Raw genomic sequence first — 17,003 nt, forward strand, 5'->3', positions numbered from 1 at the left:
CGTCGGCCGCCAGCACCGCTGCCGCCGCCGCAACTGCCGCCGTCTTCGCGGTCCTCTCGACCGTCGCCGGCATCGGCGCGTTCACCGCGCCATCGACCGCCCACGCGCAGATCGTCCCCGGCCACCGCTATTTCCCGCAGCGCGCGCTGCGCGGCGAACTGGTCATCGGCGTCACGCCGGACGTGAAGCTCAACGGCAAGGCCGCCCGGCTCGCGCCCGGCGCCCGCATCCGCAACGCGGTCGACCAGGTCGCCACGCCGGGCTCGCTGTACGACCAGAAGCTGACCGTCCTCTACACCACCGACATCAATGGCCTGCTCATGGACGTCTGGGTGCTGAACGAGGTGGAGCTGGCCAACAAGTCCTGGCCGACCTCCCCGCAGCAAGCCTCCCAGCTGGTCTTCGACCAGGCCAGCCAGGTCTGGCGCAAGCCCTGATCCCCTGAACGCCGGCCCGCCCCGCGGGTCGCGCCGATGTCTCCCGGAGCTCCCCATGAGCAAGAAAGTCTTCATCAAGACCTTCGGCTGCCAGATGAACGAGTACGACTCGGACAAGATGGCCGACGTGCTGCGCGCCGCCGAGGGCTACGAGCCCACCACCGACGTCGAGCAGGCTGACCTGGTGCTGTTCAACACCTGCTCGGTCCGCGAGAAGGCGCAGGAGAAGGTGTTCTCCGACCTGGGCCGCATCAAGCACCTGAAGGCCAAGGGCGTGATGATCGGCGTCGGCGGCTGCGTCGCCAGCCAGGAGGGCGCGGCAATCATCGAGCGCGCGCCCTATGTCGACGTCGTCTTCGGCCCGCAGACCCTGCACCGCCTGCCGCAGATGCTGGCTCAGCGCCAGGAGCAGCTCCGCCCGCAGGTGGACATCTCCTTCCCCGAGATCGAGAAGTTCGACCACCTGCCCCCGGCCCGCGTGGAGGGCGCCTCCGCCTTCGTGTCCATCATGGAAGGCTGCTCCAAGTACTGCTCCTACTGCGTGGTGCCCTACACCCGCGGCGAGGAGGTCAGCCGGCCCTTCGAGGACGTGCTGGAGGAAGTCGCCGGCCTGGCGGACCAGGGCGTCAAGGAAGTGACGCTGCTGGGGCAGAACGTGAATGCCTACCGAGGCAAGATGGGCGACTCCGACGAGATCGCCGACTTCGCGCTGCTGCTGGAGTACGTGGCCGAGATTCCCGGCATCGAGCGCATCCGCTACACGACCAGCCATCCCAACGAGTTCAGCCAGCGTCTGATCGACGCCTACGGCAAGATCCCGCAGCTGGTGAACCACGTCCACCTGCCGGTGCAGCACGGCTCGGACCGCATCCTGATGGCGATGAAGCGCGGCTACACCACGCTGCAGTTCAAGAGCATCGTGCGCAAGCTGCGCGCGGTGCGGCCGGACATCCGCGTCGCCTCGGACTTCATCGTCGGCTTCCCCGGCGAGACCGACGAGGACCACGCCAAGACCATGCAGCTGGTGCGCGACATCGGTTTCGACGCCTCGTTCAGCTTCATCTTCAGCCCGCGCCCCGGCACGCCGGCCGCCAACCTGGCGGATGACACGCCCCACGAGGTGAAGGTGCGCCGCCTGCAGGAACTGCAGGCCGAGATCGAGGCCACCGCGATCCGCTACAACGACAGCCTGGTGGGCAAGACGGTGCCGGTGCTGGTGTCCGGCCATGCGCGCAAGGACGCCACCGAGCTGATGGGCCGCACCGAGTGCAACCGCATCGTCAACTTCAAGGGCCATGAGCGGCTGATGCACCAGATCATCCCGATGCGCATCACCGAGGCCTTCGCGCACTCGCTGCGCGGCGAGGTGCCGATCACCGCCGACCTGGCCGGCTGAGCGGCCCGCTCAGCCTCAGCGCTTGTAGCTGACGCCCCACTGGGCGGCGGTGACGCCCAGCAGCATCAGGCCGTAGCCGGCCATGGTGCCGTCGCGCCCGGTCAGCATCAGGGCGGCGGCGATGCCCATCGTCCCGCCCAGTCCGCCCCAGACGGCCAGCGTGCGCCAGCGCATGCCGGCGACGGTCTCCCGCCAGATCAGCTTGAGCGCCAGCGCCATCAGCGCGGCCACGCCCCAGGCGGGCAGGAACAGGTTGCCGAAATGCCAGACGGCGTCGAGTGGGTCCACGGGTCGGTTCGCTCCGGGCGAGGGGAAAAAGTGTGACGAAAGCGCCGTTCTTGACGCATCCCGGGGCGATGAGCGCGCCGCCAAGGCCGGTGCGGTGCACGGGTCGGGGCGGAATTTTATAATCGCGGCCATGTCCGTCTTCGCCCTCGGCCTGAACCACACGTCCGCGCCCCTCGACCTGCGCGGACGTTTCGCGTTCACGCTCGAGCAACTGGCGCCGACGCTGCTGCGCTTCCAGGACCAGGTCGGCGCGCCGCAGCGCCGCCGGGCCACCGCGGCGGAAGCCGCCATCCTCTCCACCTGCAACCGCACCGAGCTCTACGTCGCCGGCGACGCCGACATGGTCCGCCCCGCGGTGGACTGGCTGGCGCAGGTGGGCGGCGTTGGCAGCGCGACGCTGATGGACCACGCCTATGTCGTCGAGGACGGCGCCGCGGCCCGGCACGCCTTCCGGGTCGCCAGCGGGCTGGACTCGATGGTGCTGGGCGAGCCGCAGATCCTGGGCCAGCTCAAGCAGGCCGTGCGCGAGGCCGACCAGGCCGGCACCCTCGGCACGACGCTGCACCAGCTCTTCCAGCGCAGCTTCTCGGTCGCCAAGGAAGTGCGCAGCTCCACCGAGATCGGCAGCCACTCGATCAGCATGGCCGCCGCGTCGGTCCGGCTGGCCGCCCAGCTGTTCGAGCACCTCGCCGACATCCGCGTGCTGCTGGTCGGCGCGGGCGAGATGATCGAGCTGGTCGGCACCCATTTCGCGGCCAAGGGCCCGAAGTCGATCTCGGTCGCGAACCGGACGCTGGAGCGCGGCGAGAAGCTCGCCAGCCACCTGGGCGCCGAGGCCTTCCGCCTCGCCGACCTGCCCGACCGCCTGCACGAATTCGACGCGGTGATCTCCTGCACCGCCTCCAGCCTGCCGCTGATCGGGCTGGGCGCCGTCGAGCGCGCGCTGAAAAAGCGCCGCCACAAGCCGATGTTCATGGTCGACCTGGCCGTGCCGCGCGACATCGAGCAGGAAGTCGCTCAACTGGACGACGTCTATCTCTACACCGTCGACGACCTGTCCAAGCTGGTCCAGACCGCCGGCGAGAAGCGCCAGGCCGCCGTCCAGCAGGCCGAGGCCATCATCGAGACCGGCGTGCAGAGCTTCGTCCACTGGCTGGGCCAGCGCCACACGGTGCCGCTGATCCAGGCCCTGCATCAGCAGGCCGACAGCTGGCGCCAGGCCGAACTCCAGCGCGCCCGCAAGCTGCTGGCCAGAGGCGAGGACATCGACAGCGTGCTGGATGCGCTCGCGCGCGGCCTGACGCAGAAGATGCTGCACGGCGCGATGGCCGAGCTCAACGGCAGCGACGGTGAGCAGCGCCTGCAGATGGCGCAGACCGTGTCGCGGCTGTTCCTGCGCGGCAGCGCGAAGACGCCCGGCCTGCACGCCGACGCGCTCGGCGACGAAGCGGACTCGTAGCGGCGATCGCCGCCGGCACCGGCGATGCGCCCGGTGCCCGTTCCGCCCGCGGCCACCGCCGCGCAGTGTTCCCCCCGCCGCCCGCTCCGTCCGCTCCCCCTTCGAGGGGCCGCACTCCCTCCGGATTCCCCATGAAAGACGCCCTGCGCCAGCAGTTCGACCGCCTCGGCTACCGGCTGGCGGAACTCGACACCACCCTCGCCGACGGCAGCGTCGCCGCGGACATGAAGCGCTACCGGGCGCTGACGCGCGAGCAGGCGGAGGTGTCCTCGCTCGTCGAGCGCTACCGCCGCTACGTCCAGCGCGAGCAGGACCTGGCCGCGGCGCGCGAGTTGCTCGACAGCGGCGACGCGGACATGGCCGAGATGGCGCGCGAGGAGATCGACGCGGCGCAGGCGGACCTCGAGCAGCTCGACCAGGAGCTGCAGCTGGCACTGATCCCCAAGGACCCCGACGACGATCGGCCGGCCTTCCTGGAGATCCGCGCCGGGACCGGCGGCGACGAATCGGCGCTCTTCGCCGGCGACCTGACCCGCATGTACACGCGCTTCGCCGAAGCCCAGGGCTGGCGCTGCGAGGTGCTGTCGGCCAATGAATCGGATCTGGGCGGCTACAAGGAAATCGTGCTGCGGCTCGATGGCGACGGCGTCTACGGGCAGCTGAAGTTCGAATCCGGCGGCCATCGCGTGCAGCGCGTGCCGGCGACCGAGTCGCAGGGCCGCATCCACACCAGCGCCTGCACGGTCGCCGTCATGGCCGAGCCCGACGAGGCGGAGGAAATCCAGCTCAATCCCGCCGACCTGCGCATCGACACCTTCCGCGCCAGCGGCGCGGGCGGGCAGCACGTCAACAAGACCGACAGCGCGATCCGCATCACCCATCTGCCCACCGGCCTGGTCGCCGAATGCCAGGACGACCGCAGCCAGCACCGCAACAAGGCCAAGGCGATGGCGGTGCTCGCCGCGCGGCTGCGCGAGAAGGACCGCAGCGAGCGCGCCGCCAAGGAGGCGGCCCAGCGCAAGAGCCTGATCGGCAGCGGCGACCGCAGCGATCGCATCCGCACCTACAACTTCCCGCAGGGACGCCTGACCGACCACCGGATCAACCTGACGCTGTACAAGCTGGGCGCGATCATGGATGGCGACCTTCGCGACGTCCTCCAGGGCCTGCAGCAGGCGCAGGCGGCCGAGCAGCTTGCCGCGCTGGAAGGCGGGGCGACATGAGCATCCGTGACGGCCACGCCGACGGCGGCCCGGGCGCTCGATCGGGTGGCGGCCCCGCCCTGACCGTCGTCAACGCCGAGCGGACCGCGATCGCCGCCGGCCTGCCGCGCGCCGAGGCGCAGTACCTGCTGCAGGCGCTGCTCGGGGTCTCGCGCGCCTGGCTGATCGGCCATGACACGGACCTGCTCGACGCCGTGACGGCGGAGCGCTTCCACCACTGGCTGGCGCGCCGCCTGGATGGCGTGCCGCTGGCGTATCTCACCGGCGAGAAGGAGTTCTTCGGCCTGACGCTGCGCGTCACGCCGGACACCCTGATCCCCCGGCCCGACACCGAGCTGCTGGTGCAGTGGGCGCTGGAGCGCCTGGAGGGGCCGCGTCCCCTGCGCGTCGTGGACCTGGGCACCGGTACCGGCGCGATCGCGCTGTCGATCAAGTCGCAGCGGCCGGACGCGGATGTCCGCATGGTCGACTTCAGCCCGGGCGCGCTGGCGGTGGCGCTGGACAACGCGCAGCGACTGGGCTTGCAGGTCGACGGTCACCTGGGAAGCTGGTTCGAGCCCCTGGCGGGTCAGCCCCCCTTCGACCTGATCGTCAGCAACCCGCCCTACGTGGCGGGGGACGACCACCACCTGGACGCCCTGAAGCACGAACCCCGCACCGCGCTCACCCCCGAAGGGGATGGCCTGGCCGACCTTCGCCACCTGATCGAGGGGGCCCCCGCGTGGCTGCGGCCCGACGGTTGGCTGCTGCTGGAGCATGGCTTCGACCAGGCCGACGCCGTCGCCGCGATGCTGCGCGCGCGCGGCTTCATCGAGGTCGAGACCCGCCGCGACCTCGGCGGCCAGCCCCGCGCCACCGGCGGTCGCTGGCCCGGCTGAGCGCGCGCCGCGTTCGGATCTCAACCATTTGCACCCAACTTCACACGCTGTTTCCACACTGCGGGAACCCGCGCCGGGAATCCGCAACAGTGCCTGGAAACCCCCGCAACTCGATCTGGCGCGGTAACTCGGTGGGGCGTAGCATGGTCTGACTTGGTGCCCGTTTTGAACCATTTCGAAACGGGTGTTGTCGTCAGTCTGGGAGACCTGTCATGCGCGCCGCCCCCTTGCTCTTGCGCCTTGCCGTGGTCCTGGCCGGCAGTGTCTGCATGGCCGGTGCCGCCTGGGCCCAACAAGGCCTGCAGTTGAAGCCCGACCGCCAGGCCTTCACCCATTGGCAGGCCCGCCTGCAGGTGAGCCAGAGCCAGGACGACGACGCCCTCTCCTTCGACGCCCGCCGCGGCAGCCGCCTGCTGAGCGCCAACCTGCTGGCGGACTATTACCTGACCGGTTCCGGCCTGGGCGCCGGCACGCGTGGCGGCCTGCGGGCCACCGGGGGGCTGATGCTGGGCCCGATGTCGCTGCTGCAGAGCAGCTCCGGCCTGGCGCTCGGCCGCGGCGCGGCCTTGACGCCGTCGCTGTCGGCGGGCAGCCGCAGCCTCAGCCTGCTCACCGGCCCGGATCGCGAGCCCAATCTCTCGCTGTCCTATGTCGGCGTCGGCTACACCAGCTACTCGCTGCGGGGCGGTTGGGGCTTCAGCGCCGACCTGGGCGTGGTCGGTGGCGGTGCCTCGGCGCTGCGCCTGGGCAACAGCGCGCCGCAAGCCGACCTGTCGCAGGACCTGCGCTACCGGCCGGTCGTCCAGTTCGGCGTCAGCTACAGCTTCTGAGCGTCACCGCCGGCGGATCGACAGCCCTTGGGCTCCGCCGAGCGCGGGCATGTCCGCTGCCCGATAATCGCTGGATCGCGCGGCCCGCCGTGCCGTCCCGGCGCGCGCCCGCACACGTCTTCCCGCATCAGCTTTCAGAGGATTCCGCCATGAGCGACGTTCAGCAACGCATCGACGACCTGGTCAAAGGCAACCGGGTCATGCTCTTCATGAAGGGCACCGCCCAGTTCCCGATGTGCGGCTTCTCCGGCCGCGCGATCCAGATCCTGAAGGCCAGCGGCGCCAGCGAGCTGAAGACCTTCAACGTCCTCGAGGACGAGGGCGTGCGCCAGGGCATCAAGGAATACGCGAACTGGCCCACCATCCCGCAGCTCTACATCGACGGCGAGTTCGTCGGCGGCTCCGACATCATGATGGAGATGTACGAGAGCGGCGAGCTGCAGCAGCTGCTGGCCAAGGCCTGATGACGGCCGCCGCGGCTCCGCGTCCGCGCCTGATCGTCGGCATCACCGGCGCGACGGGCGCGGCCTACGGGCTGCAGCTGCTGCGCCGCGCCCGCGCGATCGGGGCGGAAACCCACCTGATCCTGAGCCCCGCCGGCGTGCTGAACGCCCACCATGAACTGGGGCTCGCGCGCGATGCGCTCGAGCGCGAGGCGGACGTCGCCTACGCGCCCGGCGACATCGGCGCCTGCGTCGCCAGCGGCAGCTTCCCGACCGCCGCGATGGTGATCGCGCCCTGCTCGATGCGCACGCTCGCCGCGGTCGCGCACGGGCTCTCGGACAACCTCATGAGCCGCGCCGCCGACGTCACGCTCAAGGAGCGCCGCCGGCTGATCCTGATGGTACGCGAGACGCCGCTGAACCTTGCCCACCTGCGCAACATGACGGCCGTGACCGAGATGGGCGGCATCATCTTCCCGCCGCTGCCCGCGCTTTACCTGAAGCCGACCTCGATCGAGGAGATGGTCGCGGAAACGGTCGAACGCGTGCTTGAACTGGCGCAGTTGCCGGGCGCCGCGCCGCAGGCCTGGCAGGGATTGCGTTCCCACGCCTGACTCCGAGGCCGCCGGGCAACGACGGCACCCGGCGGTGGTCCGGTGTGAGCGCCCGTGTGATCACCCGTGAGCGCGCACCTGCGCCGGGGCCTCAGCTCTGCCCCGGCATCAGCCAGGCCTTGCGCGCGCCCATCACCAGGTTGGGATACTCGGCCCGACCGCGGCTGCCGTTGTAGCGCCCCAGCGCGAGGAACAGGTTGCCCTTCTCGATGTCGAGGTAGTGGCGCAGGATCACGCAGCCGAAGCGCAGGTTGGTCTGCATGTGGAACAGCCTGGACACCTGCCCGTCACCGATCGAGCGCGTCCAGAACGGCATCACCTGCATGTAGCCGCGCGCGCCCGCCACGCTGATCGCGTACTTGCGGAAGCCGCTCTCCACCTGCACCAGGCCCAGCACCAGCGCCGGCTCCAGGCCCGCGCGCGCGCTCTCGTACCAGAGCGTCTCCAGGAACTCGATCCGCGTCTGCGTTTCGCTCTTCTTGCGCTTCATGCGCTCGCTCATCTCCCCCAGCCAGCGCAGGTAGGCCAGGCGCGGCTCGATGGCGTCGAAACGGGGCTTGGGCGGAGCGTCCGAGGCGATCGCCGCCGACAGCGCCGAGCGCACGGCGTCGGCCAGCGGCTCTTCCTGCTGGGCGCCGGCGAACGCCGGTCGCGGCAGGCAGGCGGCCGCGCCCGCAAGCAGCAGCGCGCGGCGGGAACTCGGGGAGATCGTCGGGGAGCGGAAAGCGGTCACGTCAACGGAAAGAGGATCGGCGGCGATCGACATCGGAAAGGGAGAGGCGCGGCATCGTAACGGCGCTGGCCGGCGCCGTCAGCGCGACAGCCAGCGTTCCAGCGGCAAAGGTCGCGGTCCGCGCGCCCGCGCGAGCAGCAGCCCGCCCACCCAGTACGCCAGCGCCAGGCCCGTGGTGACCAAGGTGCCTGGTTGCCATGACAGCCCCGCGCCGCTGAACAGCGCAAAGCTCAGCACCGAGCTGAACAGATAGAGCGTCAGCGTGTGCCGGCCCAGCGGCGCCAGCGCTTCCAGCAGGCGAGGATCGCGCCGCATCCGCAAGACCAGGGCCGGTACCGCGGCGCTGAGCAGCAGCATCGTCGGATAGAGGTAGAAGATCGCGTAACGCCCTGTGACGAAGCTGTCGCCATCGCGCAGGCCCGGCCAGAGCAGCGAGGTGAACGCGATGTTCACCGCCACCGCCGGCCACAGCCAGCGACGCGACCAGCGCCGCAGCGCGGGATCCCAGCGTGGATGGGAGAACAGGCGCAGCCGCGCCGCCATCAAGCCGCCCGTCATCAGGAGCAGCGGCACCGGGATGCCCAGCGTCATGAAGGCGATCGTCGTCGCGGTGAAGTGGCCGGCATTGCGCAGCGTCCACTCCGCCCAAGGCGCCGGCGCCATCAATGGCACCGAGGGTTCGCCGGCCAGCGGCAGATTCGCCAGCACCACCGTGAAACCGATCACCGCCAAGTTCAGGGCGATGAGCACCCGGATCCGCAGCTTCAGCTTGGCCATCGAGTGGCCGGCCCAGATCGCGAGCAGCGACCCGGCTACGGCATACAGGGTCAGGATGTCGCCCATGTAGAGCAGGCTGCCGTGCAGCAGGCCCAGCGTCAGCATCTTGGCCAGCCGGCGGCGGCGCTTGACCAGGGCGTCCAGCCCGCGCGTCTGCGACAGCCCCTGGCTGTAGCCGAAGAGGAACGCCAGCAGCGCAATGCCCTTGCCCGCCACCAGCGCATGCAGCAGCCAGGACAGCGCCTGGGCCACCAGGCCTTCGTCGCTGGCGGGCGGGCTCAGCGGGCCGGCGTCGGGCAGCGCCGGATAACCGACCCAGTTGACCGCGACCACCGGCAGCAGCGCCAGCGCGCGGAGCGCGTCCACCGCCGCGACGCGCTGCGGCGGACGAGCCGGACTCACGCCAGGCGTTGCTTCAGGTGGGCGACCACCTCGGCCAGCGCCAGCTTGGTGGCGGCGGCATCGCGACGGCCCTGCACCTCGACCTGGCCTTCCTTCAGGCCGCGATCGGAAATCACGACCCGGTGCGGCACGCCGACGAGTTCCCAGTCGGCGAACATCGCGCCGGGGCGCTCGCCGCGATCGTCCAGCAGCACATCGATGCCCAGGTCCAGCAACTCGTCGTAGAGCTTCGTCGCGGCGGCCTTCACATCCTCGTTGCGGTCCATGCCGATCGGGCAGATCACCACGGTGAAGGGGGCGATCGACGCCGGCCAGACGATGCCGCGCTCGTCGTGGTTCTGTTCAATCGCCGCGCCCAGGATGCGGGTCACGCCGATGCCGTAGCAGCCCATCTCCATCAGCTGCGGCTTGCCGTTCTCGTCCAGGTAGGTCGCGTTCATCGCGGCCGAGTACTTCGTGCCCAGATAGAAGACGTGGCCGACCTCGATGCCGCGCTGGATCGCCAGCACGCCCTTGCCGTCCGGCGACGGGTCGCCTTCGACGACGTTGCGGATGTCGGCGACCAGGTCGGGCTCGGGCAGGTCGCGGCCCCAGTTGGCGCCGGTGAAGTGGAAGTCGGCCTCGTTGGCGCCGCAGACGAAATCGGACATGTTCGCGACCGTGCGGTCGGCGATGACCTTGACCGGCTGCTTCAGGCCGATCGGGCCCAGGTAGCCGGGCTTGCAGCCGAAGTGGGCGTCGATCTCGGCGGCGGTGGCGAAGCGGAAGCCGCCCTTCAGGCCTTCGAGCTTGCCGGCCTTCACTTCGTTCAGGTCGTGGTCCCCGCGCACCAGCAGCAGCCAGACCTGCGACTTGATGATCGTGCCGTGCTCATCGAGTTCGTCGGTCGCCAGCACCAGCGACTTCACCGTCTGCGACAGCGGCAGCTTCAGCAGCTCGGCCACATCGGCGCAGGTGGCCTTGCCAGGCGTCGGCGTCTTCGTCAGCGCCTGCGTCGCGGCACCCCGCGCCGCGATCAGCGACAGCGCCTCGGCCAGCTCGATGTTGGCGGCGTAGTCGCTGGTCGGGCAGTAGATGATCGCGTCCTCGCCGGTCTCGGCGATGACCTGGAATTCATGCGAGCGGTCGCCGCCGATCGCGCCGGTGTCGGCCGCGACGGCGCGGTACTGCAGGCCCAGCCGATCGAAGATCCGGCAGTAGGCCGCGTACATGTTGTCGTAGCTGCGGCCGGCCGCGTCCTTGTCGCGGTCGAACGAGTACGCGTCCTTCATCGTGAACTCGCGCCCGCGCATGATGCCGAAGCGGGGCCGGCGCTCGTCGCGGAACTTCGTCTGGATGTGATAGAAGTTCTTCGGCAGCTGCTTGTAGCTGCGCAGCTCCTGGCGGGCGATGTCGGTGATGACCTCCTCCGACGTCGGCTGGATGATGAAGTCACGGCCGTGGCGATCCTTCACCCGCAGCAGCTCGGGGCCCATCTTGTCGAAGCGGCCGGTCTCCTGCCAGAGCTCCGCCGGCTGCACGACCGGCATCAGCAGCTCGACCGCGCCGGCGCGATTCATCTCGGTGCGGATGATGTGCTCGACCTTGCGGATCACCCGCAGGCCCATCGGCATGTAGTTGTAGATGCCGGCGCCCAGGCGCTTGATCATGCCGGCCCGCATCATGAGCTTGTGGCTGACGATTTCCGCGTCGGCGGGGGCTTCCTTGAGCGTGGAGACGAAGAACTGGGAGGCTTTCATGGGCGCAGAAAATAAAAGTCCGCGGTCAGCCGTGCCGCCGCGGAAAAACCGTTCACCACCGAGGGTTAGCGATGATCGCGCCGGGGCTCGGGCCCGGTGCAATAATCAATCCAACGAATGATTTGAGGTTGATTATGCTCGACCGTGAAGGCTTCCGGCCCAACGTCGGCATCATCCTGCTCAACCACAAGAACGAGGTGTTCTGGGGCAAGCGCATACGCACCCATTCTTGGCAGTTCCCCCAAGGGGGCATCAAGCATGGCGAAACGCCCGAGCAGGCGATGTTCAGAGAGCTGCATGAGGAAGTGGGCCTCACCGCAGACCACGTGCGCATCATCGCGCGCACCCGCGACTGGCTGCGCTACGAGGTTCCCGATCACTTCATCCGGCGCGACGCGCGCGGCCACTATCGCGGGCAGAAACAGATCTGGTTCCTGCTCCAGATGACCGGTCGCGACAGCGACATGAATCTGCGCGCGACCGACCATCCCGAGTTCGATGCCTGGCGCTGGAACGAGTATTGGGTGCCGCTGGAAGCGGTGATCGAGTTCAAGCGCGGCGTCTATCAGATGGCGTTGACCGAACTCGCGCGCTTCCTGCCGCGGCTCAACCATCACAATCGCTATCTGCGGGCGGGCATGCGGCCGCCACCGCGCGGTGATCGGCATGGCGGGCCCAACGAGCAGGATCATCACCGGCACGACCGCGTCGACCCTCGGCCTCACGAGCAGGAAGTCGCCGCGCACGCCGCGGATGGTCATTCCCAGGAAGCCCGCGAGCGTCGCGATGCCGCCTCGCCGGTTGCCGCCCCCCAAACCGGTTCGGTGGAGCCGGCGAAGGACTGATCGGACCGGCGCGCCCTGGAGGCGGCGGACCGGGCAAGACAAAGGCGCCCTCGGGCGCCTTTCTTCTGGGTCGTGGTTGGGTGATCGCGCCGATCAATCAGCGCAGCACGAGGTTGTCGCGGTGGATCAGCTCGGGCTCGGCGGCGTAACCCAGCACCCGCTCGATGTCGAAGGACGGCTTGCGCGCGATCAGCCGCGCCTCGGCGCTGCCGTAGTTGGTCAGGCCGCGCGCCAATTCCTTGCCCGTCAGGTCGATGACCGCGATGACGTCGCCGCGATGGAACTCGCCGGACACCTCCTGCACGCCGATCGGCAGCAGGCTCTTGCCTTCGTCGCGCAGCTTGATTGCCGCGCCGGCATCGACGACCACCTTCCCTCGCAACTGCAGATGGTCGACCATCCACTGCTTGCGAGCCGCCAGCTTGGCGGTCGACGCCATCAGGGCCGTGCCGATCGACTCGCCGTGCGCCAGCCGCAGCAGCACGTCGGGCTCCCGCCCCCAGGCGATCACCGTGTTGGCGCCGCTGCTCGCCGCGCGCTTGGCCGCCAGGATCTTGGTGATCATCCCGCCCCGCCCGATGCTCGATCCCGCGCCGCCGGCCATCTCTTCCAGCTCGGGTCTGCCAGCGGTCGCGCGATCGATGAAGCGCGCGTTCGGATCCTTGCGCGGATCGGCGGAATACAGGCCCTTCTGGTCCGTCAGGATCACCAGGGCGTCCGCCTCGACCAGGTTGGCCACCAGCGCGCCCAGCGTGTCGTTGTCACCGAACTTGATCTCGTCGTTGACGACCGTATCGTTCTCGTTGATGACCGGCAGCACACGATGCTGCAGCAGCGCCAGCAAGGTCGAGCGCGCGTTCAGGTAGCGCTCGCGATCGGCCAGGTCGGCATGCGTCAGCAGCACCTGCGCGCTGGTGAGGCCCTGTTCGCGCAGCTTGGTCTCGTACATCTGCGCCAGGCCCATCTGGCCGACAGCGGCGGCGGCCTGCAACTCGTGCAGCTCCTTCGGCCGGCTGGCCCAGCCCAGGCGCTTCATGCCTTCGGCGATCGCGCCGCTGGAGACCATCACCACCTCGCGCCCCTCGCGGGCCAGTTCCGCCAATTGGCGGCACCAGTTGCCGATGGCCTCGGCGTCCACGCCCCGCCCCTCGTTGGTCACCAGGCTGGAGCCCACCTTCACGACGATCCGTCGCGCGTCCCGCAGGACACCAGTCAATTCGCCGTTCAGGTTGCCGTTGCTCATGCGATGGGAGGATGAGGGAGTCGTGGACCGAAGCCGGAAGTCAGGGCGATGCCGGAGACGCGTTCAGGGCAGCGGGTCGAAGCGCGGATCCCGTTCGGGCGGCTTCTCCGCCTTCTCCGCCTTCTCCGCCTTCTCCGCCTTCTCCGCCTTGCCGGCCTTCTTGCCGCGCGGCGTCTTCGCGGGCGTCGCCCCGGCGGACTCCGCCTTCGCCGCCTTGATCACCTTGGCCTTGGCGGCGCGCGTCTTGCGCGTTTCCTGGAAGGCCTTGGGCGGATCGATCGTCGGCTCGTCGAAGCGCGCATCCGGATCCTCGACCGGCGGCGCCTGGATCGCGGCGACGTGATCGTAGATGGCGCGGATCAACGGCTCGCAGCCCTCGCGCGTCAGCGCGGAGATCTCGAACACCGGTCCCTTCCACTTGTAGCGCTTGACGAAATCCTTCACGCGGGCGGCGCGCTCCTCGGCCGGCACCATGTCCAGCTTGTTGAGCACCAGCCACCGCGGCTTCTCGTACAACGCCTCGTCGTACTTCTTCAGTTCCTTGACGATGGCCTTGGCCTCCGCGACCGGATCCACGTCGGGATTGAACGGCGCCAGGTCGACCACGTGCAGCAGCACGCGCGTGCGCTGCAGGTGGCGCAGGAACTGGTGACCCAGGCCGGCGCCTTCGGCGGCGCCCTCGATCAGGCCCGGGATGTCGGCGATGACGAAGCTCTTCTCCGGCCCGACGCGCACCACGCCCAGGTTGGGATACAGCGTGGTGAAGGGGTAATCGGCAATCTTGGGGCGGGCATTCGAGACGGCCGCGATCAGCGTCGACTTGCCGGCGTTGGGCTGGCCGAGCAGGCCGACGTCGGCCAGCACGCGCAGTTCCATCTTGATCTTCTTGACCTCGCCCGGCCAGCCGGGCGTCTTCTGACGCGGCGCGCGGTTGGTCGAGGTCTTGAAATGCAGGTTGCCGAAGCCGCCATCGCCGCCCTTGGCCAGCAGCACCGGCACATCGGGCTCGAGCAGCTCCGCGATGATCTCGTCGGTCTCGAGGTCCCGCACGATGGTGCCGACCGGCACCTTCAGCATGATGTCCTCGGCGGCGGCGCCGAACTGGTCCGAACCCCGGCCCGCTTCGCCGTTGCGCGCCTCGTGGCGCCGCGCATAGCGGTAGTCGATCAACGTATTGAGGTTGCGATCGGCCACCGCATAGACGCTGCCGCCGCGGCCGCCGTCGCCCCCGTCCGGACCGCCGAAGGGAATGAACTTCTCGCGGCGGAAACTGGCGCAGCCCGCACCGCCGTTGCCGGCGGCGATATCGATGGTGGCTTCGTCAACGAACTTCATGGATGGCCTTCAGTCCCGGAGCGGGGCTATCGTAATTCAGGCCCCCGCGCTCCCGCGCGAGGACATGCTTTGAATCGGAGCGAGTCAGGTTTCGCCGGAACTCGCGGTCGGCGCGGGAACCCTAAGTCACGGGCCCCGAAAAAACAAAGCCCCGGACGAAGCCGGGGCTCTGGGTCCGCCGGAAGCGGAAGACCAGGTCTTCCGCCCGCGGCGTCAGGACATCAACGCGCTCAGGCCGCCGTGACGACGACGGTGGAGCGGCTGTTTTCGCCCTTGACGGTGAAGGACACCGTGCCGTCGATCAGCGCGAACAGCGTGTGGTCCTTGCCCATGCCCACGTTGGTGCCGGCGTGGAACTTCGTGCCGCGCTGGCGGACGATGATCGAGCCTGCCGAGACGGTCTGGCCGCCGTACACCTTGACGCCAAGCATCTTCGGCTTCGAGTCGCGGCCGTTTCGTGTCGAGCCGCCGCCCTTTTTCTGTGCCATGGATTACTCCTTGATCAGATTGCGAGTGAGTCGAGGGTCAGCCGTTGACCGCGCTGATTTCCAGCTCGGTGAACGTCTGGCGATGGCCTTGGCTCTTCTTGTAGTGCTTGCGACGACGCAGCTTGAAGATGCGCACCTTGTCGTGCTTGCCATGAGCCACCACGGTGGCCTTGACGCTGGCGCCAGCAACCAAGGGAGTCCCGATCTTCAGGTCAGCGCCGTTTCCGACAGCCAGCACCTGGTCAATCACGATCTCTTGGCCAACTTCCGCAGCAATCTGTTCTACCTTGATCTTTTCGCCAGCAGCAACCTTGTATTGCTTGCCACCGGTTTTTATGACCGCGTACATATCAGCCCTTTCACATGCGAGCAATCAACGAAGCGCCACGAGGCATCCTATCGACCGCCCAAGAAAAAACACCGCATGGAGATGCGGAGCCCGAGAATGTAGCACAGGCACCCCTGTTGATGCAAACCCTGAGACGCGCCCAAGCCCGCAGCCATCGGGCTTCGCGGCCGGCGGAGCGTCCGGATGCGCACTCCGCCACGGGTCGTCACGGCGCTGCCCAGCCGCGCGGGTGCGCAAGAGCGCGTGGCTCGGCCAGCGCCTCGCGCGGGCCTTCCTATAATCCGCGCTTCCCCTCACCGTGAGTCCAGAGTGCAACCCATTGCCTCTACCCCTGTTGCCGAGGTCCTCGAGGCGCTGAATGCGCAGATGAACGAAGTCGATGCCGTGATCGCGCAGCGGCTTCGATCGGACGTCGCGCTGATCAACCAGATTTCCGCGTACATCATTCACGCTGGCGGCAAGCGGATGCGGCCCAAGCTGGTGCTGATGTTCGCCAACGCGCTGGGCGCCGACTCCCCCGCCAGCCGCGAGCTCGCGGCGGTCGTCGAATTCATCCACACAGCGACCCTGCTTCACGACGATGTCGTCGACGAGTCCGCGCTGCGCCGCGGCAAGCAGACGGCCAACGCGCTGTTCGGCAACGCGGCCAGCGTGCTGGTGGGCGACTTCCTGTATTCGCGCGCCTTCCAGATGATGGTGTCGGTGAATCGCATGCGCGTGCTCGAGGTGCTGGCCGATGCGACCAACGTCATCGCCGAAGGCGAAGTCCTGCAGCTCATGAACATGCATGACCCGGACGTTGCGGTCGACAGCTATCTGCGCGTCATCCGCTACAAGACGGCCAAGCTGTTCGAGGCCAGCGCGCGCCTGGGCGCGGTGCTCGCCGATGCGCCCCCCACCCTGGAGGAAGCCTGCGCCGGATACGGCCGCTCGCTGGGCACCGCCTTCCAGCTGATCGACGATGCGCTGGACTATGAGGGCACCAGCGATTCACTGGGCAAGAACGTCGGGGACGACCTGCGCGAAGGCAAGCCCACGCTGCCACTGCTGATCGCCATGGAACGCGGGACCGACGACGACCGCGCCCTGATCCGCCACGCGATCGAGCATGGCGAGGTGGAACGGCTGCAGGACATCGTCGCGATCGTGCGCCGCACCGGCGCACTGGAGGCGACCCGCGAGGCCGCCGCGCGGAAGTCGCACAGGCGCGACAACATTTGTCGGCGCTCCCCCTTTCCAAGTGGAAAGAAAGCCTGCTAGAATTTGCGGCTCAGTCGGTAGAGAGAAGTTCTTGAACAAACTCTCGATCGAATGACCAAAACGGGGTGTAGCTTAGCCTGGTAGAGCGCTACGTTCGGGACGTAGAGGCCGGAGGTTCGAATCCTCTCACCCCGACCAGAATTTTCCTTGTACATCAAGGACTTGCAGAAGCCGCGGACACCGCGGCTTTCGCGTTTCTGGGGAGCGCTGTTCCAAATCTGTTCCACAAGAACAGGATTGGTCGGCACAGACGCTCCAAAAAAT

The 17,003-nt window shown here is 68.6% G+C and carries 17 protein-coding genes, 1 tRNA gene and 1 pseudogene; 11 read left to right on the forward strand and 8 right to left on the reverse strand.

The window, feature by feature from the left end:
* Positions 1 to 437, forward strand: a 437-nt coding sequence (locus FUT87_RS28310; protein WP_186830324.1) for a hypothetical protein, incomplete at its 5' end; no start/stop codon positions are given.
* Between the two features lie 55 nt (positions 438 to 492).
* A complete protein-coding gene (miaB, locus tag FUT87_RS02750; RefSeq protein WP_147240005.1) occupies positions 493 to 1,833 on the forward strand; it encodes a tRNA (N6-isopentenyl adenosine(37)-C2)-methylthiotransferase MiaB in 1,341 nt (446 codons plus the stop codon).
* Positions 1,834 to 1,848: 15 nt separating this feature from the next.
* On the opposite strand, the gene FUT87_RS02755 is transcribed toward miaB, so the two are convergent.
* The gene (locus FUT87_RS02755; protein WP_091727104.1) at positions 1,849 to 2,121 is read right to left on the reverse strand and encodes a hypothetical protein; all 273 of its coding nucleotides are present in this window, start codon (positions 2,119 to 2,121) and stop codon (positions 1,849 to 1,851) included.
* Positions 2,122 to 2,251: 130 nt separating this feature from the next.
* On the opposite strand from FUT87_RS02755, the gene hemA reads away from it, so the two are divergent.
* The 6 genes from hemA (at position 2,252) to FUT87_RS02785 (ending at position 7,568) form a co-directional block, all read left to right on the forward strand.
* The gene (gene hemA, locus FUT87_RS02760) at positions 2,252 to 3,580 is read left to right on the forward strand and encodes a glutamyl-tRNA reductase (protein WP_147240006.1); all 1,329 of its coding nucleotides are present in this window, start codon (positions 2,252 to 2,254) and stop codon (positions 3,578 to 3,580) included.
* A 131-nt stretch (positions 3,581 to 3,711) separates the two neighbouring features.
* A complete protein-coding gene (gene prfA / locus FUT87_RS02765) occupies positions 3,712 to 4,803 on the forward strand; it encodes a peptide chain release factor 1 (protein WP_147240007.1) in 1,092 nt (363 codons plus the stop codon).
* The gene (gene prmC / locus FUT87_RS02770) at positions 4,800 to 5,681 is read left to right on the forward strand and encodes a peptide chain release factor N(5)-glutamine methyltransferase (RefSeq protein ID WP_147240008.1); all 882 of its coding nucleotides are present in this window, start codon (positions 4,800 to 4,802) and stop codon (positions 5,679 to 5,681) included. The genes prfA and prmC overlap by 4 nt, the downstream gene beginning before the upstream one ends.
* A gap of 212 nt (positions 5,682 to 5,893) precedes the next feature.
* Entirely contained in the window at positions 5,894 to 6,511 is a 618-nt protein-coding gene (locus tag FUT87_RS02775) for a hypothetical protein (RefSeq protein ID WP_147240009.1), read from the forward strand.
* Positions 6,512 to 6,660: 149 nt separating this feature from the next.
* Positions 6,661 to 6,975, forward strand: coding sequence for a Grx4 family monothiol glutaredoxin (gene grxD, locus FUT87_RS02780; RefSeq protein ID WP_091727119.1), 315 nt, complete (start codon positions 6,661 to 6,663; stop codon positions 6,973 to 6,975).
* On the forward strand, positions 6,975 to 7,568 hold the full coding sequence (locus FUT87_RS02785; RefSeq protein WP_147240010.1) for a UbiX family flavin prenyltransferase: 594 nt from the start codon (positions 6,975 to 6,977) through the stop codon (positions 7,566 to 7,568). Before grxD ends, FUT87_RS02785 begins: the two co-directional genes overlap by 1 nt.
* Positions 7,569 to 7,659: 91 nt before the next feature.
* Here FUT87_RS02785 and FUT87_RS02790 read toward each other — a convergent pair whose 3' ends face one another.
* The 3 genes from FUT87_RS02790 to FUT87_RS02800 form a co-directional block, all read right to left on the reverse strand.
* A complete protein-coding gene (locus FUT87_RS02790; protein WP_254783449.1) occupies positions 7,660 to 8,301 on the reverse strand; it encodes a lytic transglycosylase domain-containing protein in 642 nt (213 codons plus the stop codon).
* A gap of 78 nt (positions 8,302 to 8,379) precedes the next feature.
* Complete coding sequence (locus tag FUT87_RS02795) at positions 8,380 to 9,480, reverse strand: DUF418 domain-containing protein (RefSeq protein WP_147240011.1); 1,101 nt, start codon at positions 9,478 to 9,480, stop codon at positions 8,380 to 8,382.
* The gene (locus FUT87_RS02800; protein WP_147240012.1) at positions 9,477 to 11,219 is read right to left on the reverse strand and encodes a proline--tRNA ligase; all 1,743 of its coding nucleotides are present in this window, start codon (positions 11,217 to 11,219) and stop codon (positions 9,477 to 9,479) included. The genes FUT87_RS02795 and FUT87_RS02800 overlap by 4 nt, the downstream gene beginning before the upstream one ends.
* Before the next feature lie 134 nt (positions 11,220 to 11,353).
* Here FUT87_RS02800 and FUT87_RS02805 point away from each other — a divergent pair, with 134 nt between their 5' ends.
* Entirely contained in the window at positions 11,354 to 12,064 is a 711-nt protein-coding gene (locus FUT87_RS02805; RefSeq protein WP_255489666.1) for an RNA pyrophosphohydrolase, read from the forward strand.
* Positions 12,065 to 12,161: 97 nt separating this feature from the next.
* Here FUT87_RS02805 and proB read toward each other — a convergent pair whose 3' ends face one another.
* The 4 genes from proB to rplU all read right to left on the reverse strand — a co-directional run bounded on the left by proB (position 12,162) and on the right by rplU (position 15,479).
* On the reverse strand, positions 12,162 to 13,307 hold the full coding sequence (gene proB, locus FUT87_RS02810) for a glutamate 5-kinase (protein WP_147240013.1): 1,146 nt from the start codon (positions 13,305 to 13,307) through the stop codon (positions 12,162 to 12,164).
* A gap of 63 nt (positions 13,308 to 13,370) precedes the next feature.
* Positions 13,371 to 14,642, reverse strand: a complete 1,272-nt coding sequence (gene cgtA, locus FUT87_RS02815) for an Obg family GTPase CgtA (RefSeq protein ID WP_255511629.1) — start codon at positions 14,640 to 14,642, stop codon at positions 13,371 to 13,373.
* A gap of 230 nt (positions 14,643 to 14,872) precedes the next feature.
* Entirely contained in the window at positions 14,873 to 15,130 is a 258-nt protein-coding gene (gene rpmA / locus FUT87_RS02820; protein WP_091727137.1) for a 50S ribosomal protein L27, read from the reverse strand.
* A gap of 37 nt (positions 15,131 to 15,167) precedes the next feature.
* The gene (gene rplU, locus FUT87_RS02825) at positions 15,168 to 15,479 is read right to left on the reverse strand and encodes a 50S ribosomal protein L21 (RefSeq protein ID WP_067065598.1); all 312 of its coding nucleotides are present in this window, start codon (positions 15,477 to 15,479) and stop codon (positions 15,168 to 15,170) included.
* Positions 15,480 to 15,845: 366 nt separating this feature from the next.
* Here rplU and FUT87_RS02830 point away from each other — a divergent pair.
* Both FUT87_RS02830 and FUT87_RS02835 read left to right on the forward strand, forming a co-directional pair.
* A pseudogene (locus tag FUT87_RS02830) lies at positions 15,846 to 16,774 on the forward strand (polyprenyl synthetase family protein).
* Between the two features lie 26 nt (positions 16,775 to 16,800).
* Positions 16,801 to 16,877 (forward strand) — tRNA-Pro (locus FUT87_RS02835).
* The last annotated feature ends 126 nt before the right edge of the window (positions 16,878 to 17,003 follow it).

The organism is Mitsuaria sp. TWR114 (assembly GCF_007997345.1).